The sequence below is a fragment of the Streptomyces prunicolor NBRC 13075 genome, assembly GCF_000367365.1.
In the GTDB taxonomy this organism is placed as follows: domain Bacteria; phylum Actinomycetota; class Actinomycetes; order Streptomycetales; family Streptomycetaceae; genus Streptomyces; species Streptomyces prunicolor.
On record NZ_BARF01000002.1, the window covers coordinates 62,739 to 81,292 of the forward strand.

Here is an 18,554-nt window from a genome sequence, read left to right on the forward strand (position 1 = left end):
TGCCCCATCCGAGGAGCACAGCCCCCGTGACCTGGTTCAAAGTCGACGACACCTTTTACGGGCACCCCAAGACGCTCAAGGCCGGTAACGCGGCCGTCGGTCTGTGGGCCAAGGCCGGTGCCTACGCCGCGCAGCACCTCACCGAGGGCGTGGTTCCGGGCGTCGTCGCGCAGTTGTACGGCACCGCGCCGCAGGCCCGGAAGCTGGTCGCGGCCGGTCTGTGGCACGAGCACGGCCACACGTGCCCGCACCCGAGATGCAAGCAGCCGGCCCCCGGCGACTACTACATGCACGACTTCCTGATCTACAACCCGACCCGCGCCCGGGTCGAGGACGAGCGGGCGAGGTCTGCGGAGCGGCAGCAGCGGGCCCGCGAGCGTGCCGCCGGGCAGCGGACGCAGGAGCGTAATCCGCCCGATCCGTCGGCGAATGACGAGCGAATCGACGATGATCCGCCGCCCGGAAATCGTGAACCGCCCGCGAATCAGATCGAGTTCCCGGACGAAATAGCAGGTCAGGGGGATGCGTCACAGCGTGACGGTACGGACCCGTCACGGTCCCCCCGACCCGACCCGTCCCGTCCTGCTGTACCTCCTTCGGAGGTACAGCCAGCTAGCTACGGCCCGGCCCCCGCCGTGCCGGTGAACCTTCGGCCGTTGCGCGACGCGCTCACCGCCGCCGGCGTCGTTGTCGAGTGGTCGCTCGCCGAGGCCGAGTGGTTCCGGCTTGAGGCGATCGTGAAGCGCACCGCGCCCGCCGCCCTGGTCGACCACGCCCGCGAGCAGTGGCGCCGTGCCCGGAGCCGGCCGCGCTCGGTCCGGTACTTCCTGCCCGGCTGGAGTGCGCTTCCGCCCGTTCCCGCCGGCGCCCCGACCGCCCCCGGCGCCGACGTGATCCCCCTCGATGCCGCCCGTCCCGGCCGCGTACAGCGCGCCGCCGACCTGTTCGCCGCCGCCCTCAACTCGCCCCAGGAGCACGCCAGATGACCCGCGAAGAGGTCGCCGCCCTGCTCGCCTACGCCGTGCGCCTCGACCCGCGCACCGCGCCCGACGACCAGGCCGCCGCCGCCGAAGTCCTCGACCAGTGGGCCGACCTGCTCGCCGACGTCGCCACGGCCGCCCCGCACCCCAACGGCCGCCACTGGGACGCCGCGCAGGTCGTACGCCACCACATCGCGACCAGCCCGTACCCGATCAAACCGAGCGACGTCTCGCGCCCGTGGCACAGCTTCCGCCGCGATGTCGTCGACCGCCACCACGACCCCGTTCCCGCCGCCGACCCCGACAACCCCGAGGCGTACCGCGCGGAACTGCTCGGCACCCGGCACGCCGTCGCGACCGGCACCGTGACCGCTGCGACGTACCGGGAACTGACCGGCGGCACCCGCGAGGAGCGCGAGGAGTTCGCCGCCGAACGCCTCGCCGCCCTCGGCGGCTACGTCCCGCGCAGCGTCGCCGACGCCCTCGCCCCGTACCGGCGCCGCCGCGCCGAGCGCGAACGCCGCGCCGTCGAGGGACTGCCCGACGCGCTCGACGTGGTGTGCCCCTACGAGCAGTGCCGCGCCCGCTCCGGTGATCCGTGCGTCAACTACCGCCGCCACCCGCGCAGTTCGGCGCACCCCTCGCGCCTCGACCTCGCCACCTCCCGCCACTACGCCCAGGAGCCGGCCGCATGAACCGCAACAGCAAGCACCCCGACCGCGCCCCGCACCGCCGCCGCGCGAGTGCCGGCGACCGCACGAAGAACAGCAAGTCGTTCCGGATCACCGGGAGTTGGGACCGGCGCCCCGACCGGCCGTGGGTGAAGGCGACCCAGGACCGCAAGGCCGTGCGCCGCATCGCGCGCGGGATGGCCGAGCAGGGCGCGTACGTGATCGTCGAGCAGCACGCCGGACACGGCCAGTGGGCGACCTGGTTCGAGGTCGACGGGCCCGCCCTGCTCGCCGGGCGCCGCCGCGCCGCCGCAGAGGAGCGCCGCCGCATCGAGGAGCAACAGCGCGCCGCCGCCGAGACCGAGGCCGCCCGCCGGACCGCCGCCGAGCGGTCCGAGCGCGAGCGCGCCGGCCTCGCCCGCCTCATGACTCGCCCGCCGGTCGTCCGCGAGCAGTGCGGACGCCGCGAGGCACGACACGTCACCGGGGCACAGCGATGATCCCCGCCGCCGCCCTCGCCGTCGTGCGCGCGGGCGTCGAGAACGCCCGCGGGAACGGCCTCGACACCGCCGAGGACGTGGCCGAGCAGGTCGTCGAGGAACTGCTCGCCATGGGGTGGACGATCGCCCTCGCCCCACCCGACGACGGCCGGCAAGCCGCATAACTACCGCCCGGGGGGCGGGAATCGGAACGGCCGAGGCCGCCCCCCGTGCACTATGTTCCTTCCATGGAAGGAACGTTTCCATCCATGGAAAGAACATCGGGAACGACTTGCATCCCGCGAGGAGGTACGTCCGTGGACCGGCCCACCCCGGCCGAGCGGTTCGCCGACAAGGTGAACGCCGCCGGCCCCTGGTCACTCCGCCGGCACTGCCCCGGCCCCTGCCGTCTGTGGGACGGGAGCACCAACGAGAAGGGCTACGGCACCTTTTGGGCCGACGGCCGCACGGTCAAGGCCCACCGCTACGCCTACGAGCAGGCCAACGGCCCGATACCCGCCGGTCTTGAGGTCGACCACCGGTGCCGCCGCCGCGCGTGCGTCGCCCCCGGCCACCTCGACGCCGTCACCCACCGCGTCAACATCCTGCGCTCGGCGAACCACGTCGCGATGCGCGCCGCCGTGACGCAGTGCCCCGCCGGACACCGCTACGACCAGGCGAACACGATCCGGGCGAGGAACGGCACACGCAAGTGCCGGGCGTGCAAGAACGCCCAGGCCCGCGCCGCCCGCGCCGCCAAGCGCGCGCCCCGCCTCGCCACGGTCCACCCCATCCGACCCCGCCCCGCCCGCGCCCTCGAACGGGCCGCGTGACCGGCCTCGCGTCCGGACGCGGAGCCGCCCGCGCGCGCGAACAACGCTGTATTCACCGTCAACACCGTGAATACCGCGTCGTTCCCCTCCCCCCGAGACAGGAGCAACGCACCATGACCCGCATTCCCGACGCCGTCGCCGTCGCCTCCCTCGACACTCACCGCCTGATCGTCACCGTGCCGAACAGCGGACCGGCCGACGTCGCGTGCAACCTCCCCCGGCCGGTGGCCGCCGACATCCTGCGCCAGCTCGCCGCGAGCCTCGACGACCCTGCCGGCCAGTGCGCGACCGCCCGCGCGACCAGCCGGCCGTGCCCGCTGCACGACGCGCCCGCCTCGCCGCCCGAGGCGATGCCCGCACCCGGCGAGCGCGCCCTCGACGAGGTTCGGCAGTGCCTCGCGTTCAACACCGCGGAGCCGTCGCCGGTCCTCGCCTCGCTGCGCGATCTGCTGCTCGACACCGAGGAGCGCAGCCCGGCCGCCGCCCTCGCGACCGCGTACGTCCTGCTCGCCGTCCACACCCGCGAACTCTCCGCCCTCGCCCGGCAGCACTCCACCGAAGCCCGCGAGCGGTTCGGCGTGAACCACAGCTCGCGCGGCCTGCTCACCGGCATGGACAGCGTCCGGAAACGGCTCGACCACCACGCCGACAGCCTCGACGAGCAGGCGCAGCGGTGAGCACCACCGCCGCCGCCCTCACCACCGTGGCGATCGTCCTCACGGCCGGCGTGCCCCTCGGCCGGTGGGCATGCCGGCGCCACCCTGGCCCCCTCGCCGGCCGCCGAGCCCGCGGCGCCGACCGTGCCCTGTTGCGCCTCGCCAAGGGCGAGGACCGGTGTCCCCGCAGGTGCCTCACCTGCCGAGTACTCACCGAACGAACCCAGGAGAACGACAGATGAGCCGCCGAATCCGAACGCGCCGAGACCGGCGCGACGCCGAGCGCGACGCCCGGCGCGAGTCCCTGTTCATCCTGCTCGCCCGCGCCCAGCGAGGCGCCCTCACCGGCGCCGAGGCCAGCCTGTTGCGCGCGCACGTCGAGGCCGAGGTCGACGCGTCCGACCGCTTCCGCGCCGAGGCCGGCGGACAGCAGGCCGCCGTACGGCGCGAGCAGCGCCGCACCCTCGCCGCCGAGGACGCGATACGCGAGACCGAGCAGCGCGCCGCCGACGCCGAGGAACAGCTCGCCGAGCAGGACCAGGCGCACCGCGCCAACCTCGCCCGCCGCTCGCGCACGGTCACCCTCTGGCAGGGGGACGCCCGTGCCGACGGCCGCGCCGGTCAGCAGGTCGCCGCCGTACGGGCCCTGCTGCCCGCCCGGCCACGCCCGCACCTCGGACTGCCCAACGACCTCGCGTACACGAACGGCCAGTACGACGTGTACGACGCCGTCCGTGACGCCCTCGACCAGCAGTGAGCCCAGGAGCAGCCACCATGACACCCCCTCTCGACCATGCCGCGCCGCCGGTCGCCCGCCGCGCCGCCGTCGACCTTGCCGCCGTACGCGAGCAGTGGGGCGACCTGCTCGCAGCCGTCGGACGCCGACCGGCCGCAGAGTGGCCGCCGCGCGAGACCCGCGGCGGGTTCCTCGACCAGCTCGCCGCCGCCGACCGCACCGAGGACGGCGAGCAGCCGGCCGAGCCGGTCGTCGGCCGGCTCCCCCTGCTGCTGCGCGAGCACCCGGCCCCGCTCAACCTCGACGCCCTCGACGCCGCGACCGAGGTCGAGCGCGAGCTGTTCGACCTCGCCGACGCCGTCGCCGAGCAGGTACAGCGCCCCATACGACCCGCGCGCGACGCGAGCGGCCGGTTCCTCACCGACCAGGCCGACGCCGCCGACCCCTCACGATGGCACTACCAGACGCCCGACTCGGCCGGTTCGCGGGCGTACGGGCTGCACTGGGCCGCCGTGTGGCTGGAAGGACGGGCCCTCGGCGAGGAGTACGGCGACCTGTTCGCGCCGGTCCCCGCCCTGCTGCTCGACCACCTCACCGCGACGGCCGCCGGCGCTCGCCGCGCCGTCGAACGCGCCCTCGGCCGCGACGGCCGGTCGACCGCCCTCGGCGAGCCGTGCCCATGCTGCGGCGGGCGCCTCACCGGCCGCACCCGTGCGGGCGGCGAGCCGGTCGTCACCTGTTCGACCGGCGCAGCGTGCACCGCGCCCGTCGAGGACGGCCGCCGCCGGGGCGAATGGCGGGGGGCCGACCTGGTCGCCCTGTGGGCCGCCCTCACCGCCGACCGGCAGCGACCGGCCGCGTAGCCGGGGACGAGGGACCGGCCAACTCCCCAGGTAAGCCCGGAAGTTGGCCGCCCACCAACTTTCTGAACTGACTTCTGAAGTGACTTGTGTAGCGACTTCAGAAGTGCCTACAGTGGTCACGCCAACGGCGGTCCTCACCCGCCACCACCACCGACCAGAGGGAGCGACCCCCTGATGAACACCAACCGGACGCGCTACCACGTGGGCTTTCACGAGATCGGCCTCGACTCCGAGTACCGGGTCGAGTGCATCGGCGAGGACGTCGCCGAGATCTTCGCTTGGCTCGAAGGGGACATCTCTGGTGTTGCCGAGGACGTCGAGGACGACACCCCGTTCGACGAGCTGTACGCCCGCCTCGCCAAGTGCGAGACCGTCGCCGAGCTGGTCGGCGAGCACGTCGTCGATGCGTTCGTGTTCTTCATGCGCCCCGTGACCGACTGCGGGTGCCCGTGCGACTGCGACGAGCGCGGCGAGGAGTGCGACGGTACCCACCACCGCGAGGCCACCGAGCCGAAGCTCACCGAGGCCGACGAGCAGGGCCGTTCCACGTGCCTTGAGTTCTTCCCTGTGGTCGTGACGGACATCCCCGCCGACGAGGACCACGCCCCGCTACTGCTCGACCCCGCTGCCGCCCGCATCGTGCGCGCCGCCGAGGTCGCCGAGGGAGACACGATCCTCGCGTCGTTCCCCGACCACCACCACGGCGACGCCCTTCGGGAGCAGCTCACCGCCTACGGGAACCTCGGCCGCCTGCCCCGCTCGGACTACATGAACGACCAGTACCAGGCGCACCCGATGCCCTACGACCGCACGTGCGGGTGTGGGTCGTGCGCCAACCTCGCGGACTGCACGGAAGCCGTCGTGAACCTCGGCGACGACAACCCGTGGGACGTCTGCGACCCGTGGCCCGCGACTGACCTTGTCCTGATCGTTCCCGCCTGAGCGCCCCAGGGCCCGCCCCTCCGAGGGCGGGCCCGCCCCGACGCGAGGAGTACCAGCCATGCCGAAGCCCCAGCAGACCCGCCGCGCCGTACTCAAGGTCGACCACCCTGAGAACAGCGAGGAGCGGTGCGAGAACTGCGGCTGTTCCGAGAACGAGTTCGCCCCCTCCTGCAACTGCCCGAACCTGGTGACCTGCCCCGCAGGTTGCGGACACCCGTAGCCGAGGAACTCGCCGATGCATCCCGAGACCCACGCCGTGCGCGGCGCCGCCCTGAAGATCACCGGGCACTACCGCCGCCCCGGAACGCGAGACCTGTACTGCGGACGCCCCGCGGGCGGACGCAACGGCGTCTTCGCCGCCGTGCGCGGGTGGCGCCTGTGCAAGCGGTGCGTACGCGCCGAGGCCGAGGCCGTCGCCGTCCAAGGGCGGAGCGAGGTCGAGGTCGCCGCACCCTCGGGCATGCTCGTGATCCCCTCGCCGTGGCGACCGCGCCGCCCCCAACAGCTTGCCCTCGACGGCGTACCGCACGCGCCCGAACAGGTCGCGCTGTTCGCCGCCTGACCGCCCCACCCGCCCTCGCCCGAGGGCGGGCTCGACCACGCCGACAGGAGCACCCGGTATGAGCACCAGGAAGCAGCCGCCCAAGACGTCCGAGGAACAGCGGGCCGCCGTACTGCACGCCCTCGGCGCCCGTGGGTACGAGATGCCGCCGGCGCCCGACCCGGAGCAGGCCCGTGCCGCCCTCGACGCGCTGCTCGACAGCCGCCCGCAGCTCGCCGCCCTCGCTCTCAGCCTGGTGACGGCCGCCGTCGACTCCGGAACGGTCGTCACTGACGGCCGCCCCATGTCGTCGTTCGAGATCGTGCGCACGCTCCGCCGAGGGCGACGCGCCGAGACGCTCACCGCGCGGGCCGCCATGATCGAGGCCGATTTCCCGGTCGAACTGCACCCGACGGCGTTCGCCCTCGCGCAGCTCGACGACACCCGCAAGGCCGGTGAGAAGGCCGTCGAGGTGACCCCGGGCCTGATCCGGCGAGCCAAGGCTCAGGGCATGAAGCCAGCTGACATCGCGCGCCTGCTCAAGGTCACCGATTCGCACGTGTACGCCGTCCTGCGCAAAACGCCCGACGAGGACGCAGCCGCGGTCGAGAGGTTCCTCGCCGAGGCTGCGGGACGGGCCGATCAGGAGACATACGAGGCCCGACGCGCCCACGTGCCCGGAGGGCTGACGCTCTACAACTACCGCTTTGAACTGTTCGATGGCCCGGAGGGCGAGGGGTGGCAGACATACGAGAGCGGCCACCTTGCCGGACCGCCGAACGCCGAGGTGAACCTCGCCGAGGAAGTGCTCGCCGAGGCCGACGCGGAAGACGAGGAAGTCGCCCAGCACCGCGCCCGCGCGCTGGTCTGGGAAGGCCCCGAGGGGGACGAGAACGACGCCCTGTATGTCCACGAGCGCGAACCGGCCACTCTGCCCGAGCCCGAGTTCCCGGTCGGCGAGTAGAAGATCAGCACACGTAGCGACGACCAGCAGTAGGCCCACCGACAAGGCGGGCCCGCCCGGTTCCTCACAAACCGTATGGGCGGGCCCTCACCACACAGAGAAGGAAAGCGACCCAACCCCTTATGGCTACCCAGCAGCGTACCCAGCGCCGCGCGCTCCCCGTCGCGGGAACCCGGCCCAGCGTTCGACTCGACGAGCAGTTCGCGCGAGACCTCGCCGTGGTCATGGAGACCGGCGAGGACCTGACGACAGCCATGCGGGCGGCCGTCGGCATCGTGGCCAACCTCTATCGGACCGCATGGCACCACCGGATCGTTCCCGTCGGCACCGCGCCGACGCTCGCCGCATACAAGTTCGTCGAGAAGCCGCCCGTCGTCGGCCCGCCGTCCCTCCCGTGGGTCACGCACGAGGGCCCCGTGTGGACGCCCAGCAGCAGGCCGACCAGCACTGATGACGTCCGTCAGCAGCAGCCAACACGGCAGCTGTACCGTCAGCAGACCGGCCGACCGCCCGTCCGCCCATAGCCGACATGCGAGCAGCAGCAGCGCGCCCGTCCGCCGAACCGTCGGCAGACGGGGCGCCGTCGTCAGCAGCCGCGCCGACTGGTCGCGAGCCCGGCCACGCGCGCGCGTGTCACTTCGCCTTCACCGTGTCGCGGAGCCCACGCGCAGCACAGATAGCTGTCTCGACCTTCTCGACCAGGGGAATGACCTGATCAAGGAATCGGTGCGTGCCGACGGCCACGCGTTCAACGACGACGACAACCTTCGGCAGCGTTACGGAAGTACTCATGCGCATCCATTTCGCGAGATCACGCAGTGGCAGTCGTGCCACCGTCCAACCGGGTGAACGCCGCTGGGCCCGAAGAGTTGCGCCGTTACCTTTCCGTGACCTATTGTTGGCCGCGTCTTCGGCGTGCCCGCACACGGACGCCCCACCTCGAACGCCCCGCCGCTCCCCCCAGCGGCGGGGCGTTCGTATGCGCCCTGCAACCATCCCCACCCGGCACACGTCCCTCTTACGTATCGCTTACCAACCCGTGGGGGGACAACCCGTGAAGCACCGCGCCATTGCCTTAGCCCTCGCCACCGTCGCCGCCCTCGCATCGCTCACCGCGTGCAGCGGCAGCGACGACGCGTCGAAGAAGTCGACGCCTTCGGCCGTCATCGAGTCCGTGAGCGCCAGCGACGCCGCCGACGCGATGCACAACGCCGGCATTCCGGCGAAGCCGACCGGGCAGGCGCGCACCGCCCTGCTTGCCGCACTGCGCGAGGTCAGTCCCACTCTGGTCGCGGACGAAGACAAGGCCGTCGACAACAGCCGCAACCAGTGCTCCGCCATCAACGGCAAGTCAGCCAAGGTCGATTGGTCCGCGCAACAGCGATTCGGCACCAGCTCGCACGAGGTGAGCGATGCCGAGGCAAAGCAGATCAACACCGCGTTGACGACTTTCTGTAAGACCGCGTAGCAGTCCGGGACAAACGCGGAACGCCCCGCCATCTGCGAAAAATGGCGGGGCGTTCCGTATCGGGTCACTCATTGCGGGCAAGTCGCCGCCGTCCTACCGCTGCCGCCAAAGCGGCGATCCCCGTACCAACGAGCGCCGCTGTCTGCTGGTCAGCTGTCGGCCGAACCGACAGCACGATGACGATGACAGTGATCAGCACAGCGGGAATGTGATCTGCAAGCGGATGCACGCGAGACGGGCCCTTGTCGACTCGACGGAGGGCGCTTGCCTGACTTTGCCCCGTTTTACGGCTCATGAAATCTCCCTTGTTGCACGGATTGTCGTCGCGTTGGTCAACAAGAGCGGCCACCCCTTGCCTACATCGAGTGTGCCCAGGCCAGCCCTCACACCCCAGCGTTTCTTGACATGACATTCCTGCTTTTTCAGGACCCTGAGGGGAGGAGATTTGGCAATAAAAACGACAAATAAGTCAAATAATTTATTACCCACCCCCAGAGGGTCGCTACACGCTCGTTAGGGGCCGAGAGCTGTCCGGATGGCGTACGTCAAACAGCTCGCTCTCACGCGTCAGGGAGGTGACCGCCAATGGCCGCCGCCCGCATCGGCAACGCCGACCGCACCGCGGTCCGCCGACTGCACACCGAGGGCAAGAGCCGCAATGAGATCGCCCGAACGATCAACCGCTCGCCCTCGACCGTGTCGAAGATCGCCGCAGCGTGCGACCCACCGCTCACGTTCGACCGCGCCGCCGAGGTCGAGACCGCCACCCGCGTACGCCGTGCCGACCTCGCCGCGCGCCGCGCCGAACTCGCGCTCACCCTGCACGACGTCGCCGAACGCGAAATCGGCCGGATGACCGAGCCGCACCTCTACTTCGAGTGGGGCGGGAAGGACCACACCTACGCCCAGAAGTGGCAGGACGAGCCGACCCCCGCCGACCGGCGCACCATGATGGCCACCGCCGGCGCCGCCCTTGACCGCTCCCTCAAGCTCACCCCGCCGCGCGACGAGGCCGACGAGCGCTCCCGCTCCGTGATCGGGCGCCTCATGGAAGGACTCGCCCGCAACTACGCCGAGCGGCACGGCAGTTCACCGGACGGCGACGATGAACAGTGACCTCGGTCTGTCGCCGAAGCAGGTCGATTCGATCGTCGAGGCCGCCGCGTTCCTCAACCTCTGGGAAGGCAGCGTTCGGAGCGGAAAGACGATCGCGAGCCTGCTCCGGTGGTTGGGGTACGTCGCCGACCCGCCGACCGGCGGCGAGTTGGTCATGATCGGGCGCACCCGCGACAGCCTCGCCCGGAACGTGTTCGGCCCTCTGATGAACCCGGACGTCTTCGGCGAGGTCGCCCAAGACGTCCAGTACACCGCCGGCGCCCCGACAGCGAGCGTCCTCGGCCGCACCGTGCACGCCCTCGGCGCCAACGACGCCCAGGCCGAGCCGAAGGTACGCGGCCTCACCTGCTCCGGCGCCTACGTCGACGAGGCAACGACCCTGCCCAAGAGCTTCTTTGACCAGCTCACCGCCCGGTGCAGCGTGCCCGGGTCGAAGATCTTCGCGACCACGAACCCCGACAACCCGAATCACTGGCTACGCCGCGACTACCTGCTCAGGCCGGAAGAGGCCCGACTCAAGTCGTGGCACTTCCAGTTGGACGACAACCCGGGGCTCGACGCCGAGTACAAAGCCCGGATCAAGTCCACGCACACCGGTCTGTTCTACAAGCGGAACGTCCTCGGCCTATGGATTCAGGCCGAGGGCGCGATCTACGACATGTTCGACGAGTCCGAGCACGTCGTCGACACCCTGCCCGCGATGCGCCGGTACTGGATCGGCATCGACTACGGCACCGTGAACGCCACCTCGGCGATCCTGCTCGGCGAGGGCGTCGACGGCCGGCTGTACGCGTGCGCCGAGTGGCGCCACGACTCCCGCACCGCGCACCGGCAGATGACCGACGCCCAGTACTCCGCCGCACTGCGCATGTGGGTTGCCGACCTCGGCATCGCGGCCGAGTGGACGTTCGTCGACCCGAGCGCGGCATCGTTCATCACGCAGTTGTGGGCCGACTCCTACGAGGGCGTTGCCCGCGCCTCGAACGAGGTCGTCGACGGCATCCGGTCCGTGGCGAGCCTGCTCGGCGCCGGTCTGCTGCGGATACACCGGTCGTGCGAGGGACTGCTCGACGAACTGCCCGGCTACGTATGGGACACGGCCGCCGCCGACAAGGGCGAGGACAAGCCCGTCAAGCTCGCCGACCACTCGTGCGACGCACTGCGCTACGCCGTGCACTCCACCGCCCACGAGTGGCGGCACCTGCTCACCCTCGCCGCATGAAGGAGGCCCCGCCATGGCCGAGCCCACGCTCACCCTGCCCGTAACCCTCACCGTCGGCGAGCACACCGTCGAGGTAGGGGAACTGTCCCTCGCCCCCGGCGAAGAGGTACGCCCCGCCCTCGCCGCCCTGTTCCACCGCGCCGCCGAGGCGTTCGAGAACGCCGAGCAGGAAGGGGGCGACGATGGCGCTCCCTGATAACGGCGCAGCGTGGCCGCCGCCAGCGTGGGCCGCGCACTACGAGGCGATGCGCGTCGACGACGCGTGGTACAGCGGCGACCGGAAGCGCCTCGCCCGCGTCTACACCAACCACCCGCGGCACACCGAGCGCCGTCGGCTGTGGGGGCGCCGGTCGTTCGAGCACCGCCTCGACCGGCGCGACCACCGCCTACACGTCCCCCTCGCCGGCGACATCGCCGCGACCTCGGCCGCCCTGCTCTTCTCCGACATGCCGACGATCGCCGTCGAGGACACCCCGACACAGGCCCGCCTCGACCAACTGCTCGACGAGGGCCGCGCCCAACAGGTGTTCCTCGGCGCCGCCGAGCAGGCCGCTGCCCTCAGTGGGGTGTTCCTGCGGGTGACGTGGGACCGCGACCTAGTACCGCGCCCCCTGCTCACCGTCATGCAGCCCGACGGCGCGATCCCCGAATGGCGCTTCGGCCTGCTGCGCGCCGTCAACTTCTGGCGCGAGCTGGGCGGTTCGACCACCTCGACCGTGTGGCGGCACTTCGAACGGCACGAGCCCGGCCGCATCGTGCACGCGCTGTACGAGGGCACCGCCGAGTACGTCGGCCGCACGGTGCCGCTCACCGAGCACCCCGACACGGCCGACCTGGTCGACAGCCTCGACGCCGACGGCGACACAATCACGACCGGCATTCAGCAACTCACCGCCGCATACGTCCCCAACGTGCTGCCCAACCGGCTGCACCGCGGCTCACCGATCGGACGCTCGGACTACGCGGCACCGATCTACGACCTGTTCGACAGCCTCGACGAAACGTGGACATCGTGGATGCGCGACATCCGCCTCGCCCGCGCCCGCCTGATCGTCCCCGACGGGTACATGCGCAATGAGGGCGCGGGCAAGGGCGCGTCGTTCGACGACGACCGCGAGGTCTGGCACTCCCTCCGGATGCCGCCGAACGAGGGTGCCGGCATCACCCTGAATCAGTTCGACATCAGGGTCGAGGAGCACCGCAGCACCACCGAGGCGATCACACGGGAGGCCGCCCAGTCGGCCGGCTACAGCCCGCAGTCGTTCGGCCTCGACGGCGACGGAGCGCCGGTCACCGCGACCGAGGTCGACGCCCGCGACGCCCGGAGCATGGTCACCCGCCGCAAGAAGGCCGGCTATTGGCGGCACGCCGTCGCCGACATGTGTCACGTTCTGCTGCTGCTCGACGCGAAGCTGTTCGGCAGCAGCATCACGCCCGACCGGCCGCGCGTGGAGTTCGGCGATGGCGTCGCGGAGTCGGCCGAGCAGACAGCGGCCACGCTCGACCTGCTCAACCGCGCGGGGGCAATCAGCACGGCGACGAAGGTGAAGATCCTCAATCCGACATGGGACGACGCCGCCGTACAAGCCGAAGTGCGGGCGATCCTCGCCGAGACCGGCGCCGCCGCGCCGGACCCCGTCGCATCTTTCCCTATCTGACGACGTACTGTCTGTAGATCCGACAATTAATCCAGTCAGCTGTAGGGAAGTTTGGACGTTGAGCACATCACGGAGGTACTGTTTCACGTGAAACACCGGCCGGACTTAGTCCGGAAGCGACGAAGGACCCGACAACCGGATGACAGCCGGAAGTCGAGCCCTAGCGCCGGTGTGCAGCCAGGGAGTCCGGCTGTCTAACTCTCAGCCGGACTCTCTGGTGAGCCTCGGACTGTACAGCCGTCCCAATTCACGCGTTCGCGCTAAACCTGGTGCAACAACCACTCGATGATGAGTCGGAGAACTGTGGGAAGCCAGTGCCTCCGCAGCTCCCAACACTTAAGCCAGTACTTGCACCAGTGCTCGAACCACCGCTTCGGCAACCGCATACCGCGTTGTCCACGCCACATCTTCGGACCTCCAGCAGATAGCTCCGGATTCCCCTTAAAACAGGGACCTCATCGGCAGTGCCGATGAAGACCAATGAGGAGTCATCCGCTGTAGTCGAGTCCCATCATATGCGTCTGGCGTGACCTCTCGAGCGGGGGGTCGCACAACTTCGCTACACCCAGAAGAAGACCCATTGGCCATAGTTTAACTATCAGCAACCGGTTCGCCATATTGACTATTTTCATATTCTGAATTCGACATTTTCGAATCAGAATCGATCACGTTCAGGCGGGCCCCTTAACCTTTCCGTGCCTCTTCCGACGAAATTCCCCGAGATTCGATATTTGAGTTGACGGCGCGCTTCGAGCACATCAGGCGTTCGCTGTGGGAGAAAGACGTTTCAGCCACTGGCGCAATCCCCTGTTCGGAGTAACGGCTAGCCTTTGGCGACCGCCTCGACGCGCCCACCCCCCTGGCCAGCGAGCCGCTACCCCGTTACAGATTTGTGACGGGTGAAGATCGGGGGGAGCTGTGGCTATCCACCCCGGCATGGTCGAAATTCTTGCCGCAGGCACCCGCGACCACTACGAACAGGCCGAGGAACGGCTGTTGGGCATCATCGCCCGGCAGCTCGCCGACGGCCTCGACGCCCCGGGTTGGGTCGAGCGCAAGCTCGCCGCCGTACAGGCCGTGCGCCGCGCGGCACAGGGTGTTGTCGACGAACTCGGCAAGGCGATGTCCCTCGACGTGTTCGACGCAGTCGCCGAGGCGTACAACACCGGGCACCGCGCCGCGGTCGCCGAACTCGGCGCCCTGTCCGACGACTCCCGCCGCCTGGTCGACGAGGTCGCCCCGAACGCGCAAGCCGTCGACCGCCTCGCGCAGGAAACCGTCGACCGGCTCACGGCGACGCACCGTTCGATTCTCCGGGCGGTCGACGACCAGTACCGGACGGTCGTCGCCGAGGTCACCGCAACGCCCCTGCTCGGCACCGGCACCCGCCGGCAGGCGACGCAGGACGCCATGCGCCGGTTCGCCGACCGCGGCATCGCGTCGTTCACCGACCGAGCCGGGCGCCGTTGGCAGCTCACCTCGTACGCGGAGATGGCCGTACGGACGTCCGTCGGCCGCGCCGCGACCGAGGCGCACATGCGCACGCTCGGCGAGGCCGGCGTCGACCTGGTGATCGTGTCCGACTCCCCGCGCGAGTGCCCGCTCTGCCGCCCGTGGGAACGCCAGGTGTTGACCGTGGGCGGGCCGGACGGCGAGCGCACGGTCGAGGCCGAGCACGCGACCGAGGACGGCCGCACGGTCCGGGTGAGCGTCGCCGGTTCGCTCGACGAAGCGCGCCGCGCCGGTCTCCAGCACCCGAACTGCCGTCACAGCGTGTCCGCGTACACCCCCGGCATCACGCCCGTGGAGAACGCGGCCAGCGACCCCGCCAGCTACGAGGCAGGGCAGCGACAGCGGAAGATCGAGCGGAACATCCGGCGATGGAAGAACCGCGAGGCCGCCGCCGTCACCCCCGAGGCGCAGCGCGCCGCCCGCGCGAAGGTGCGGCAGTGGCAGGGCGCCATGCGCGACCACCTCGCCGCCCACCCCGACCTACGCCGGCTGCGGCACCGCGAGCAGCCGGGCGCGTCCAACCTCCCCGCCCCGCGCACCGAGGCGACGCCGGCCCAACTCGACGCCGCACGCGTGTGGTCGGGGGATGACCGCTCGCTACGGGAGATGCACGACGACCAACTCGCCGCCGCCGAGGGGTCCCGTCTGCTCGACGACCGCGCCCGCGCGCGGATCGAGGCCGAGGCCGACCGCCGCGACCTCGACGACCTGCTCGACCGCGTTCGCCCCGGCGGCACCCTCGCCGACGACCTGCTCGCGTTCGGCGACAACGACCTCGCCCGCGCGTTCCCCCACCTCGACGACGGCGACGCGCTGCGCGTCATCGCGGAGATGGACCGCCGCGACGTCGCGAGCCGGCTGCCGGGTGTGCGGCGCGACTTGGTCGGCCTGTCCGACCACGACCTCGCCGCCCGCGCCCGCACCGCCGGCCCCGACGAGCGCGCCGCCCTAGACGCCGAGGCCCGCCGCCGCGACCTGCTCGCCACGTACTTCCCCAGTGGACAGCTCGCCGGGGATCTCGCGGACGTGGGCGACGACGCCCTCGCCTGGTGCATGCAGTACGCCACCAACGACGAACTGCTCCGCATCGCCGCCGAGATGGACCGCCGCGACGCCGTCGAGCTGCCGCCGCCCGCCGCGACCGGCAACGCCGTCGACGACCTGCTCGCCGACCGCGACGCCCTCGCCGAAGCGATGGACCCCGCCCCGGACCCGGAGACGTGGGGTGCCCTCGCTGACGACACCACGTTCGCCGAGGAGTTGGCCGCCGCCGTCGTGTCGGACGCGGCCAAGGGCGTGAGCGAGGAGACCGCCCGCCGGGTCACCCGCGCCGAGGCCCGCGCCCTGTACGAGGAGTACGCATACCGGCAGCTACTCGCCGCCGAGGACGCGACCAACGGCTACCTTCTCAACAAGAAGGCCCAGGCCGCCGGGGTCAATCCGGCTGAACTGTTCACCGGTCCGGCTCGAATCGCGTACGCGCGGGCGAGCGACGAACTGAAAGAGTGGTGGGCCGAGCACGGACGTCTGACTCAGGCCGAGTTCATCGAGCAAGTGACCGGCCGCGAACAGCGCTGGGCGTCCGGCGCACGCAAGAACGAAAGCGACCAGCAGAACAAGCGGTAAGGGGGCCCGCCATGGGAACGCGCGAAAACATCGTCAAGGCCGTACAGCAGGGAGCCGAGGCCGGACGCAACGGCGACGACGCGCGGACGTGCCCGTACCCCGGTGACTCCCTACTCCGTACGGCATGGATCAAGGGCTACGCCGGCGCCCGGCGCACGGCTGAGCAGTGAAACGGGCAGCAGCGAGAGGAATCCCGCTACTGCCCGTCACTACTTTTTCTCTCTGCGCATGTCCGCTTCCCCATGCTCCTGTGTTGAAGCGGTAGACCACTCGGCCAGCGTCCTCACCATTTCAAGCACGACCTGTTGACGTGCGGCGGAGAGAAACGGCCAAGAGATCCACGCCGGGGCCGAGAGCCCCACAATCACCAGCAGGGGAAGCATTCGTGCGGCGATCAGCGACCACCTAGCGGCGAATGCAATTGTCATGTCCACTCCGGTCAATGGCGTTTTTTTTCCCGGAGTGGTGGCCCTCAGCGCCGAAGTGTTCAGAAAAGCCGGGGCTGCGTCGCTAGGCACCTACTCATCTATATAGAACCCCAACCGACCGTCGTCAACGGGCGGTTCTTCACGCCTGCCCGCAAACTCCCGCAGGAGCGGGCCCGATCGCATCAGGAGGCACCCATGACCACTCCGGCCCCGTCCTCGACCACGCCGAGCGGACAGCCGCAGGGCGACCCCAGCACCCAGCCGAGCGGACAGCCGACCGGCGCACCCGCGCCCTCCCCGACCGCGCCGCCAACTCCCGCCGCCGTACCGCAGCAGCCGCCCGCCCCCGCGCCGACACCGCAGCCGGCACCCGTCACCCCGCCCGCGCCGGCCGCGCCCGCGCCGGTCCCCGCCGAGCAGCCGCAGCCCCCGCAGCCGGCACCGGTCCCGCCGGCCGCCCAGGTCGCGCCGCCGGTCGAGGGCGACATCAGCCGTCTGCCGCAGTGGGCGCAGCGCGCCATCACGGACAGCCAGACCGTAGCCCGCACCGCCGCCGTACAGAGCGCCGTTCTCCAGACCGCGCCCGCCGCGGGCGCCGACCCGCTCGCCCTGCTCGACTCCGTTTCTTTCCGCGCCACGGTCGAGGCGATCGATCCGAACGACACCGCCGCACTGACCGCCGCCATCACCGCCGCCGTCACCGCGAACCCCCGACTCGGCACCCCGGCGACCGGACCGGCCCGCGGCGGCGCCGAGTTCAACGGGCCGCCGACCGGCGACAAGCGCCCGGCCACCCTCGCCGACGCCATCGCCGCCCGCTTCAGCAGCTAACCCCAGACAGGAGCAACCCCCATGCCCGTGACCCTCGACGAGGCCAAGCAGAACGCGACCGACGACGTCGACGTTCAGGTCATCGACGAGTTCCGCAAGGAATCCGTTCTGCTCGACTCGCTCGTCTTCAACGACGTCGTCAACCCCGCCGGCGGGGGCGACACCCTCAGCTACTCGTACCGTCGGCTGATCACCCAGCCCACAGCGGACTTCCGCAAGATCAACACCGAGTACGCGCCGAGCGAGGTCAAGACGCAGCGGTTCAGCGTCGATCTCGCCGTCCTCGGCGGTAGCTTCCAGGTCGACCGCGTCATCTCCCGTATCGGTCCGGCAGCGTCCAACGCCGTCACGCTCAACATGCAGCAGAAGATCAAGGCGACCCGGACCAAGTTCCAGGACGCCGTGATCAACGGCGACAGCGCGGAGGACGAGGATTCCTTCGACGGCCTCGACAAGGCCCTGTCCGGCAGCTCGACCGAGTTCCGCCTCGCGCAGGTGACCGACTGGACCGACTTCGACACCGACCCGCGCGCCGAACAGAAGGCCCTCGACGTCCTCGACGAGTGGCTGTCCCAGCTCGACGGCGCCCCGTCGCTGGTGATCGGCAACAGCACCGCCCTTGCGCGTGTGCGCGCCCTGGCCCGCCGCGCCGGGCAGTACACCCGTGACCCGGTCGACGGCCTGATCGGCGCCAACGGCCGCCCGATCGTGCGCGAGAGCTACGGCGGGATCACGTTCGTCGACCCCGGGGAGAAGCCCGGCACTTCCGCGCCGATCATCCCCATCGAGAACCGCACCGTGGGCGGCACCGCCGCGACCGGCCTCACCGACCTCTACGCGGTGCGGATCGGCCTCGACGGGTTCCACGCCGTGGCCACCGTGGGCGGCCAGATCGTGAACACGTGGCTCCCCGACTTCTCCAGCGCCGGCGCGGTGAAGACCGGCGAGGTCGAGATGGGGCCGGTCGGCGTCGTCCTCAAGGCGACCAAGTCGGCGTCCGTGTTCCGCAACATCAAGGTCAGGTGACC

General features: G+C 70.8%; 26 protein-coding genes. 23 read left to right on the forward strand and 3 right to left on the reverse strand.

Features of this window, described 5'->3' with window-relative positions:
• Nucleotides 1-26 precede the first annotated feature (26 nt).
• The 14 genes from SPR02S_RS00630 to SPR02S_RS58810 all read left to right on the forward strand — a co-directional run bounded on the left by SPR02S_RS00630 (nt 27) and on the right by SPR02S_RS58810 (nt 8,189).
• Nucleotides 27-986 (forward strand): hypothetical protein, encoded by a 960-nt coding sequence (locus tag SPR02S_RS00630; RefSeq protein ID WP_019054994.1) that lies wholly within the window; start codon nt 27-29, stop codon nt 984-986.
• A complete protein-coding gene (locus SPR02S_RS00635) occupies nt 983-1,675 on the forward strand; it encodes a zinc finger domain-containing protein (RefSeq protein WP_019054995.1) in 693 nt (230 codons plus the stop codon). Before SPR02S_RS00630 ends, SPR02S_RS00635 begins: the two co-directional genes overlap by 4 nt.
• Entirely contained in the window at nt 1,672-2,151 is a 480-nt protein-coding gene (locus tag SPR02S_RS00640) for a hypothetical protein (RefSeq protein WP_019054996.1), read from the forward strand. Before SPR02S_RS00635 ends, SPR02S_RS00640 begins: the two co-directional genes overlap by 4 nt.
• Nucleotides 2,148-2,315: a hypothetical protein gene (locus tag SPR02S_RS62090; RefSeq protein ID WP_019054997.1), complete on the forward strand. Its 168-nt coding sequence runs from the start codon at nt 2,148-2,150 to the stop codon at nt 2,313-2,315. Before SPR02S_RS00640 ends, SPR02S_RS62090 begins: the two co-directional genes overlap by 4 nt.
• A gap of 132 nt (nt 2,316-2,447) precedes the next feature.
• Complete coding sequence (locus tag SPR02S_RS00650) at nt 2,448-2,963, forward strand: HNH endonuclease signature motif containing protein (protein ID WP_019054998.1); 516 nt, start codon at nt 2,448-2,450, stop codon at nt 2,961-2,963.
• Between the two features lie 113 nt (nt 2,964-3,076).
• A complete protein-coding gene (locus tag SPR02S_RS00655) occupies nt 3,077-3,640 on the forward strand; it encodes a hypothetical protein (protein WP_019054999.1) in 564 nt (187 codons plus the stop codon).
• Nucleotides 3,637-3,861: a hypothetical protein gene (locus SPR02S_RS00660; protein WP_019055000.1), complete on the forward strand. Its 225-nt coding sequence runs from the start codon at nt 3,637-3,639 to the stop codon at nt 3,859-3,861. The genes SPR02S_RS00655 and SPR02S_RS00660 overlap by 4 nt, the downstream gene beginning before the upstream one ends.
• Nucleotides 3,858-4,376, forward strand: coding sequence for a hypothetical protein (locus SPR02S_RS00665; protein ID WP_019055001.1), 519 nt, complete (start codon nt 3,858-3,860; stop codon nt 4,374-4,376). The genes SPR02S_RS00660 and SPR02S_RS00665 overlap by 4 nt, the downstream gene beginning before the upstream one ends.
• 17 nt (nt 4,377-4,393) lie before the next feature.
• A complete protein-coding gene (locus tag SPR02S_RS00670) occupies nt 4,394-5,218 on the forward strand; it encodes a recombinase zinc ribbon domain-containing protein (protein WP_019055002.1) in 825 nt (274 codons plus the stop codon).
• A 174-nt stretch (nt 5,219-5,392) separates the two neighbouring features.
• Nucleotides 5,393-6,160, forward strand: a complete 768-nt coding sequence (locus SPR02S_RS64615; RefSeq protein ID WP_019055003.1) for a hypothetical protein — start codon at nt 5,393-5,395, stop codon at nt 6,158-6,160.
• Between the two features lie 58 nt (nt 6,161-6,218).
• Nucleotides 6,219-6,380 carry a hypothetical protein gene (locus SPR02S_RS62770; RefSeq protein ID WP_019055004.1) on the forward strand — a complete coding sequence of 54 codons (162 nt, stop codon included), beginning with the start codon at nt 6,219-6,221 and terminating at the stop codon, nt 6,378-6,380.
• 15 nt (nt 6,381-6,395) lie between these two features.
• Entirely contained in the window at nt 6,396-6,722 is a 327-nt protein-coding gene (locus SPR02S_RS00685) for a hypothetical protein (RefSeq protein ID WP_019055005.1), read from the forward strand.
• Nucleotides 6,723-6,780: 58 nt separating this feature from the next.
• On the forward strand, nt 6,781-7,665 hold the full coding sequence (locus SPR02S_RS00690; RefSeq protein ID WP_019055006.1) for a hypothetical protein: 885 nt from the start codon (nt 6,781-6,783) through the stop codon (nt 7,663-7,665).
• Between the two features lie 122 nt (nt 7,666-7,787).
• Nucleotides 7,788-8,189, forward strand: coding sequence for a hypothetical protein (locus SPR02S_RS58810; RefSeq protein WP_019055007.1), 402 nt, complete (start codon nt 7,788-7,790; stop codon nt 8,187-8,189).
• A gap of 109 nt (nt 8,190-8,298) precedes the next feature.
• Here the strand turns inward: SPR02S_RS58810 and SPR02S_RS62775 are convergent, their stop codons facing one another.
• Nucleotides 8,299-8,457 (reverse strand): hypothetical protein, encoded by a 159-nt coding sequence (locus tag SPR02S_RS62775; RefSeq protein WP_019055008.1) that lies wholly within the window; start codon nt 8,455-8,457, stop codon nt 8,299-8,301.
• Nucleotides 8,458-8,719: 262 nt separating this feature from the next.
• Between SPR02S_RS62775 and SPR02S_RS00705 the strand changes: the two genes are divergently transcribed.
• Nucleotides 8,720-9,133 carry a hypothetical protein gene (locus tag SPR02S_RS00705; RefSeq protein WP_019055009.1) on the forward strand — a complete coding sequence of 138 codons (414 nt, stop codon included), beginning with the start codon at nt 8,720-8,722 and terminating at the stop codon, nt 9,131-9,133.
• A gap of 64 nt (nt 9,134-9,197) precedes the next feature.
• Here SPR02S_RS00705 and SPR02S_RS62780 read toward each other — a convergent pair whose 3' ends face one another.
• Nucleotides 9,198-9,428, reverse strand: a complete 231-nt coding sequence (locus SPR02S_RS62780; RefSeq protein WP_158697758.1) for a hypothetical protein — start codon at nt 9,426-9,428, stop codon at nt 9,198-9,200.
• Nucleotides 9,429-9,718: 290 nt separating this feature from the next.
• Here SPR02S_RS62780 and SPR02S_RS00710 point away from each other — a divergent pair, with 290 nt between their 5' ends.
• From SPR02S_RS00710 to SPR02S_RS63900, 6 genes are all read left to right on the forward strand, one after another.
• Entirely contained in the window at nt 9,719-10,249 is a 531-nt protein-coding gene (locus SPR02S_RS00710) for a helix-turn-helix domain-containing protein (RefSeq protein WP_019055010.1), read from the forward strand.
• Nucleotides 10,239-11,471 (forward strand): PBSX family phage terminase large subunit, encoded by a 1,233-nt coding sequence (locus SPR02S_RS00715; RefSeq protein ID WP_019055011.1) that lies wholly within the window; start codon nt 10,239-10,241, stop codon nt 11,469-11,471. Before SPR02S_RS00710 ends, SPR02S_RS00715 begins: the two co-directional genes overlap by 11 nt.
• A 13-nt stretch (nt 11,472-11,484) precedes the next feature.
• A complete protein-coding gene (locus SPR02S_RS00720; RefSeq protein WP_019055012.1) occupies nt 11,485-11,667 on the forward strand; it encodes a hypothetical protein in 183 nt (60 codons plus the stop codon).
• Complete coding sequence (locus SPR02S_RS00725) at nt 11,654-13,129, forward strand: phage portal protein (RefSeq protein WP_026150085.1); 1,476 nt, start codon at nt 11,654-11,656, stop codon at nt 13,127-13,129. The genes SPR02S_RS00720 and SPR02S_RS00725 overlap by 14 nt, the downstream gene beginning before the upstream one ends.
• Before the next feature lie 936 nt (nt 13,130-14,065).
• Nucleotides 14,066-16,267 (forward strand): phage minor capsid protein, encoded by a 2,202-nt coding sequence (locus tag SPR02S_RS58815; protein ID WP_019055015.1) that lies wholly within the window; start codon nt 14,066-14,068, stop codon nt 16,265-16,267.
• Nucleotides 16,268-16,278: 11 nt separating this feature from the next.
• Nucleotides 16,279-16,437 carry an Rmf/CrpP fold protein gene (locus SPR02S_RS63900; protein ID WP_019055016.1) on the forward strand — a complete coding sequence of 53 codons (159 nt, stop codon included), beginning with the start codon at nt 16,279-16,281 and terminating at the stop codon, nt 16,435-16,437.
• Nucleotides 16,438-16,476: 39 nt separating this feature from the next.
• On the opposite strand, the gene SPR02S_RS62785 is transcribed toward SPR02S_RS63900, so the two are convergent.
• Entirely contained in the window at nt 16,477-16,785 is a 309-nt protein-coding gene (locus SPR02S_RS62785; protein ID WP_158697759.1) for a hypothetical protein, read from the reverse strand.
• A 105-nt stretch (nt 16,786-16,890) separates the two neighbouring features.
• On the opposite strand from SPR02S_RS62785, the gene SPR02S_RS54885 reads away from it, so the two are divergent.
• Both SPR02S_RS54885 and SPR02S_RS00750 read left to right on the forward strand, forming a co-directional pair.
• Nucleotides 16,891-17,526, forward strand: a complete 636-nt coding sequence (locus SPR02S_RS54885; protein ID WP_052346891.1) for a translation initiation factor IF-2 — start codon at nt 16,891-16,893, stop codon at nt 17,524-17,526.
• 21 nt (nt 17,527-17,547) lie between these two features.
• Nucleotides 17,548-18,552, forward strand: a complete 1,005-nt coding sequence (locus SPR02S_RS00750) for a major capsid protein (protein WP_019055017.1) — start codon at nt 17,548-17,550, stop codon at nt 18,550-18,552.
• The last annotated feature ends 2 nt before the right edge of the window (nt 18,553-18,554 follow it).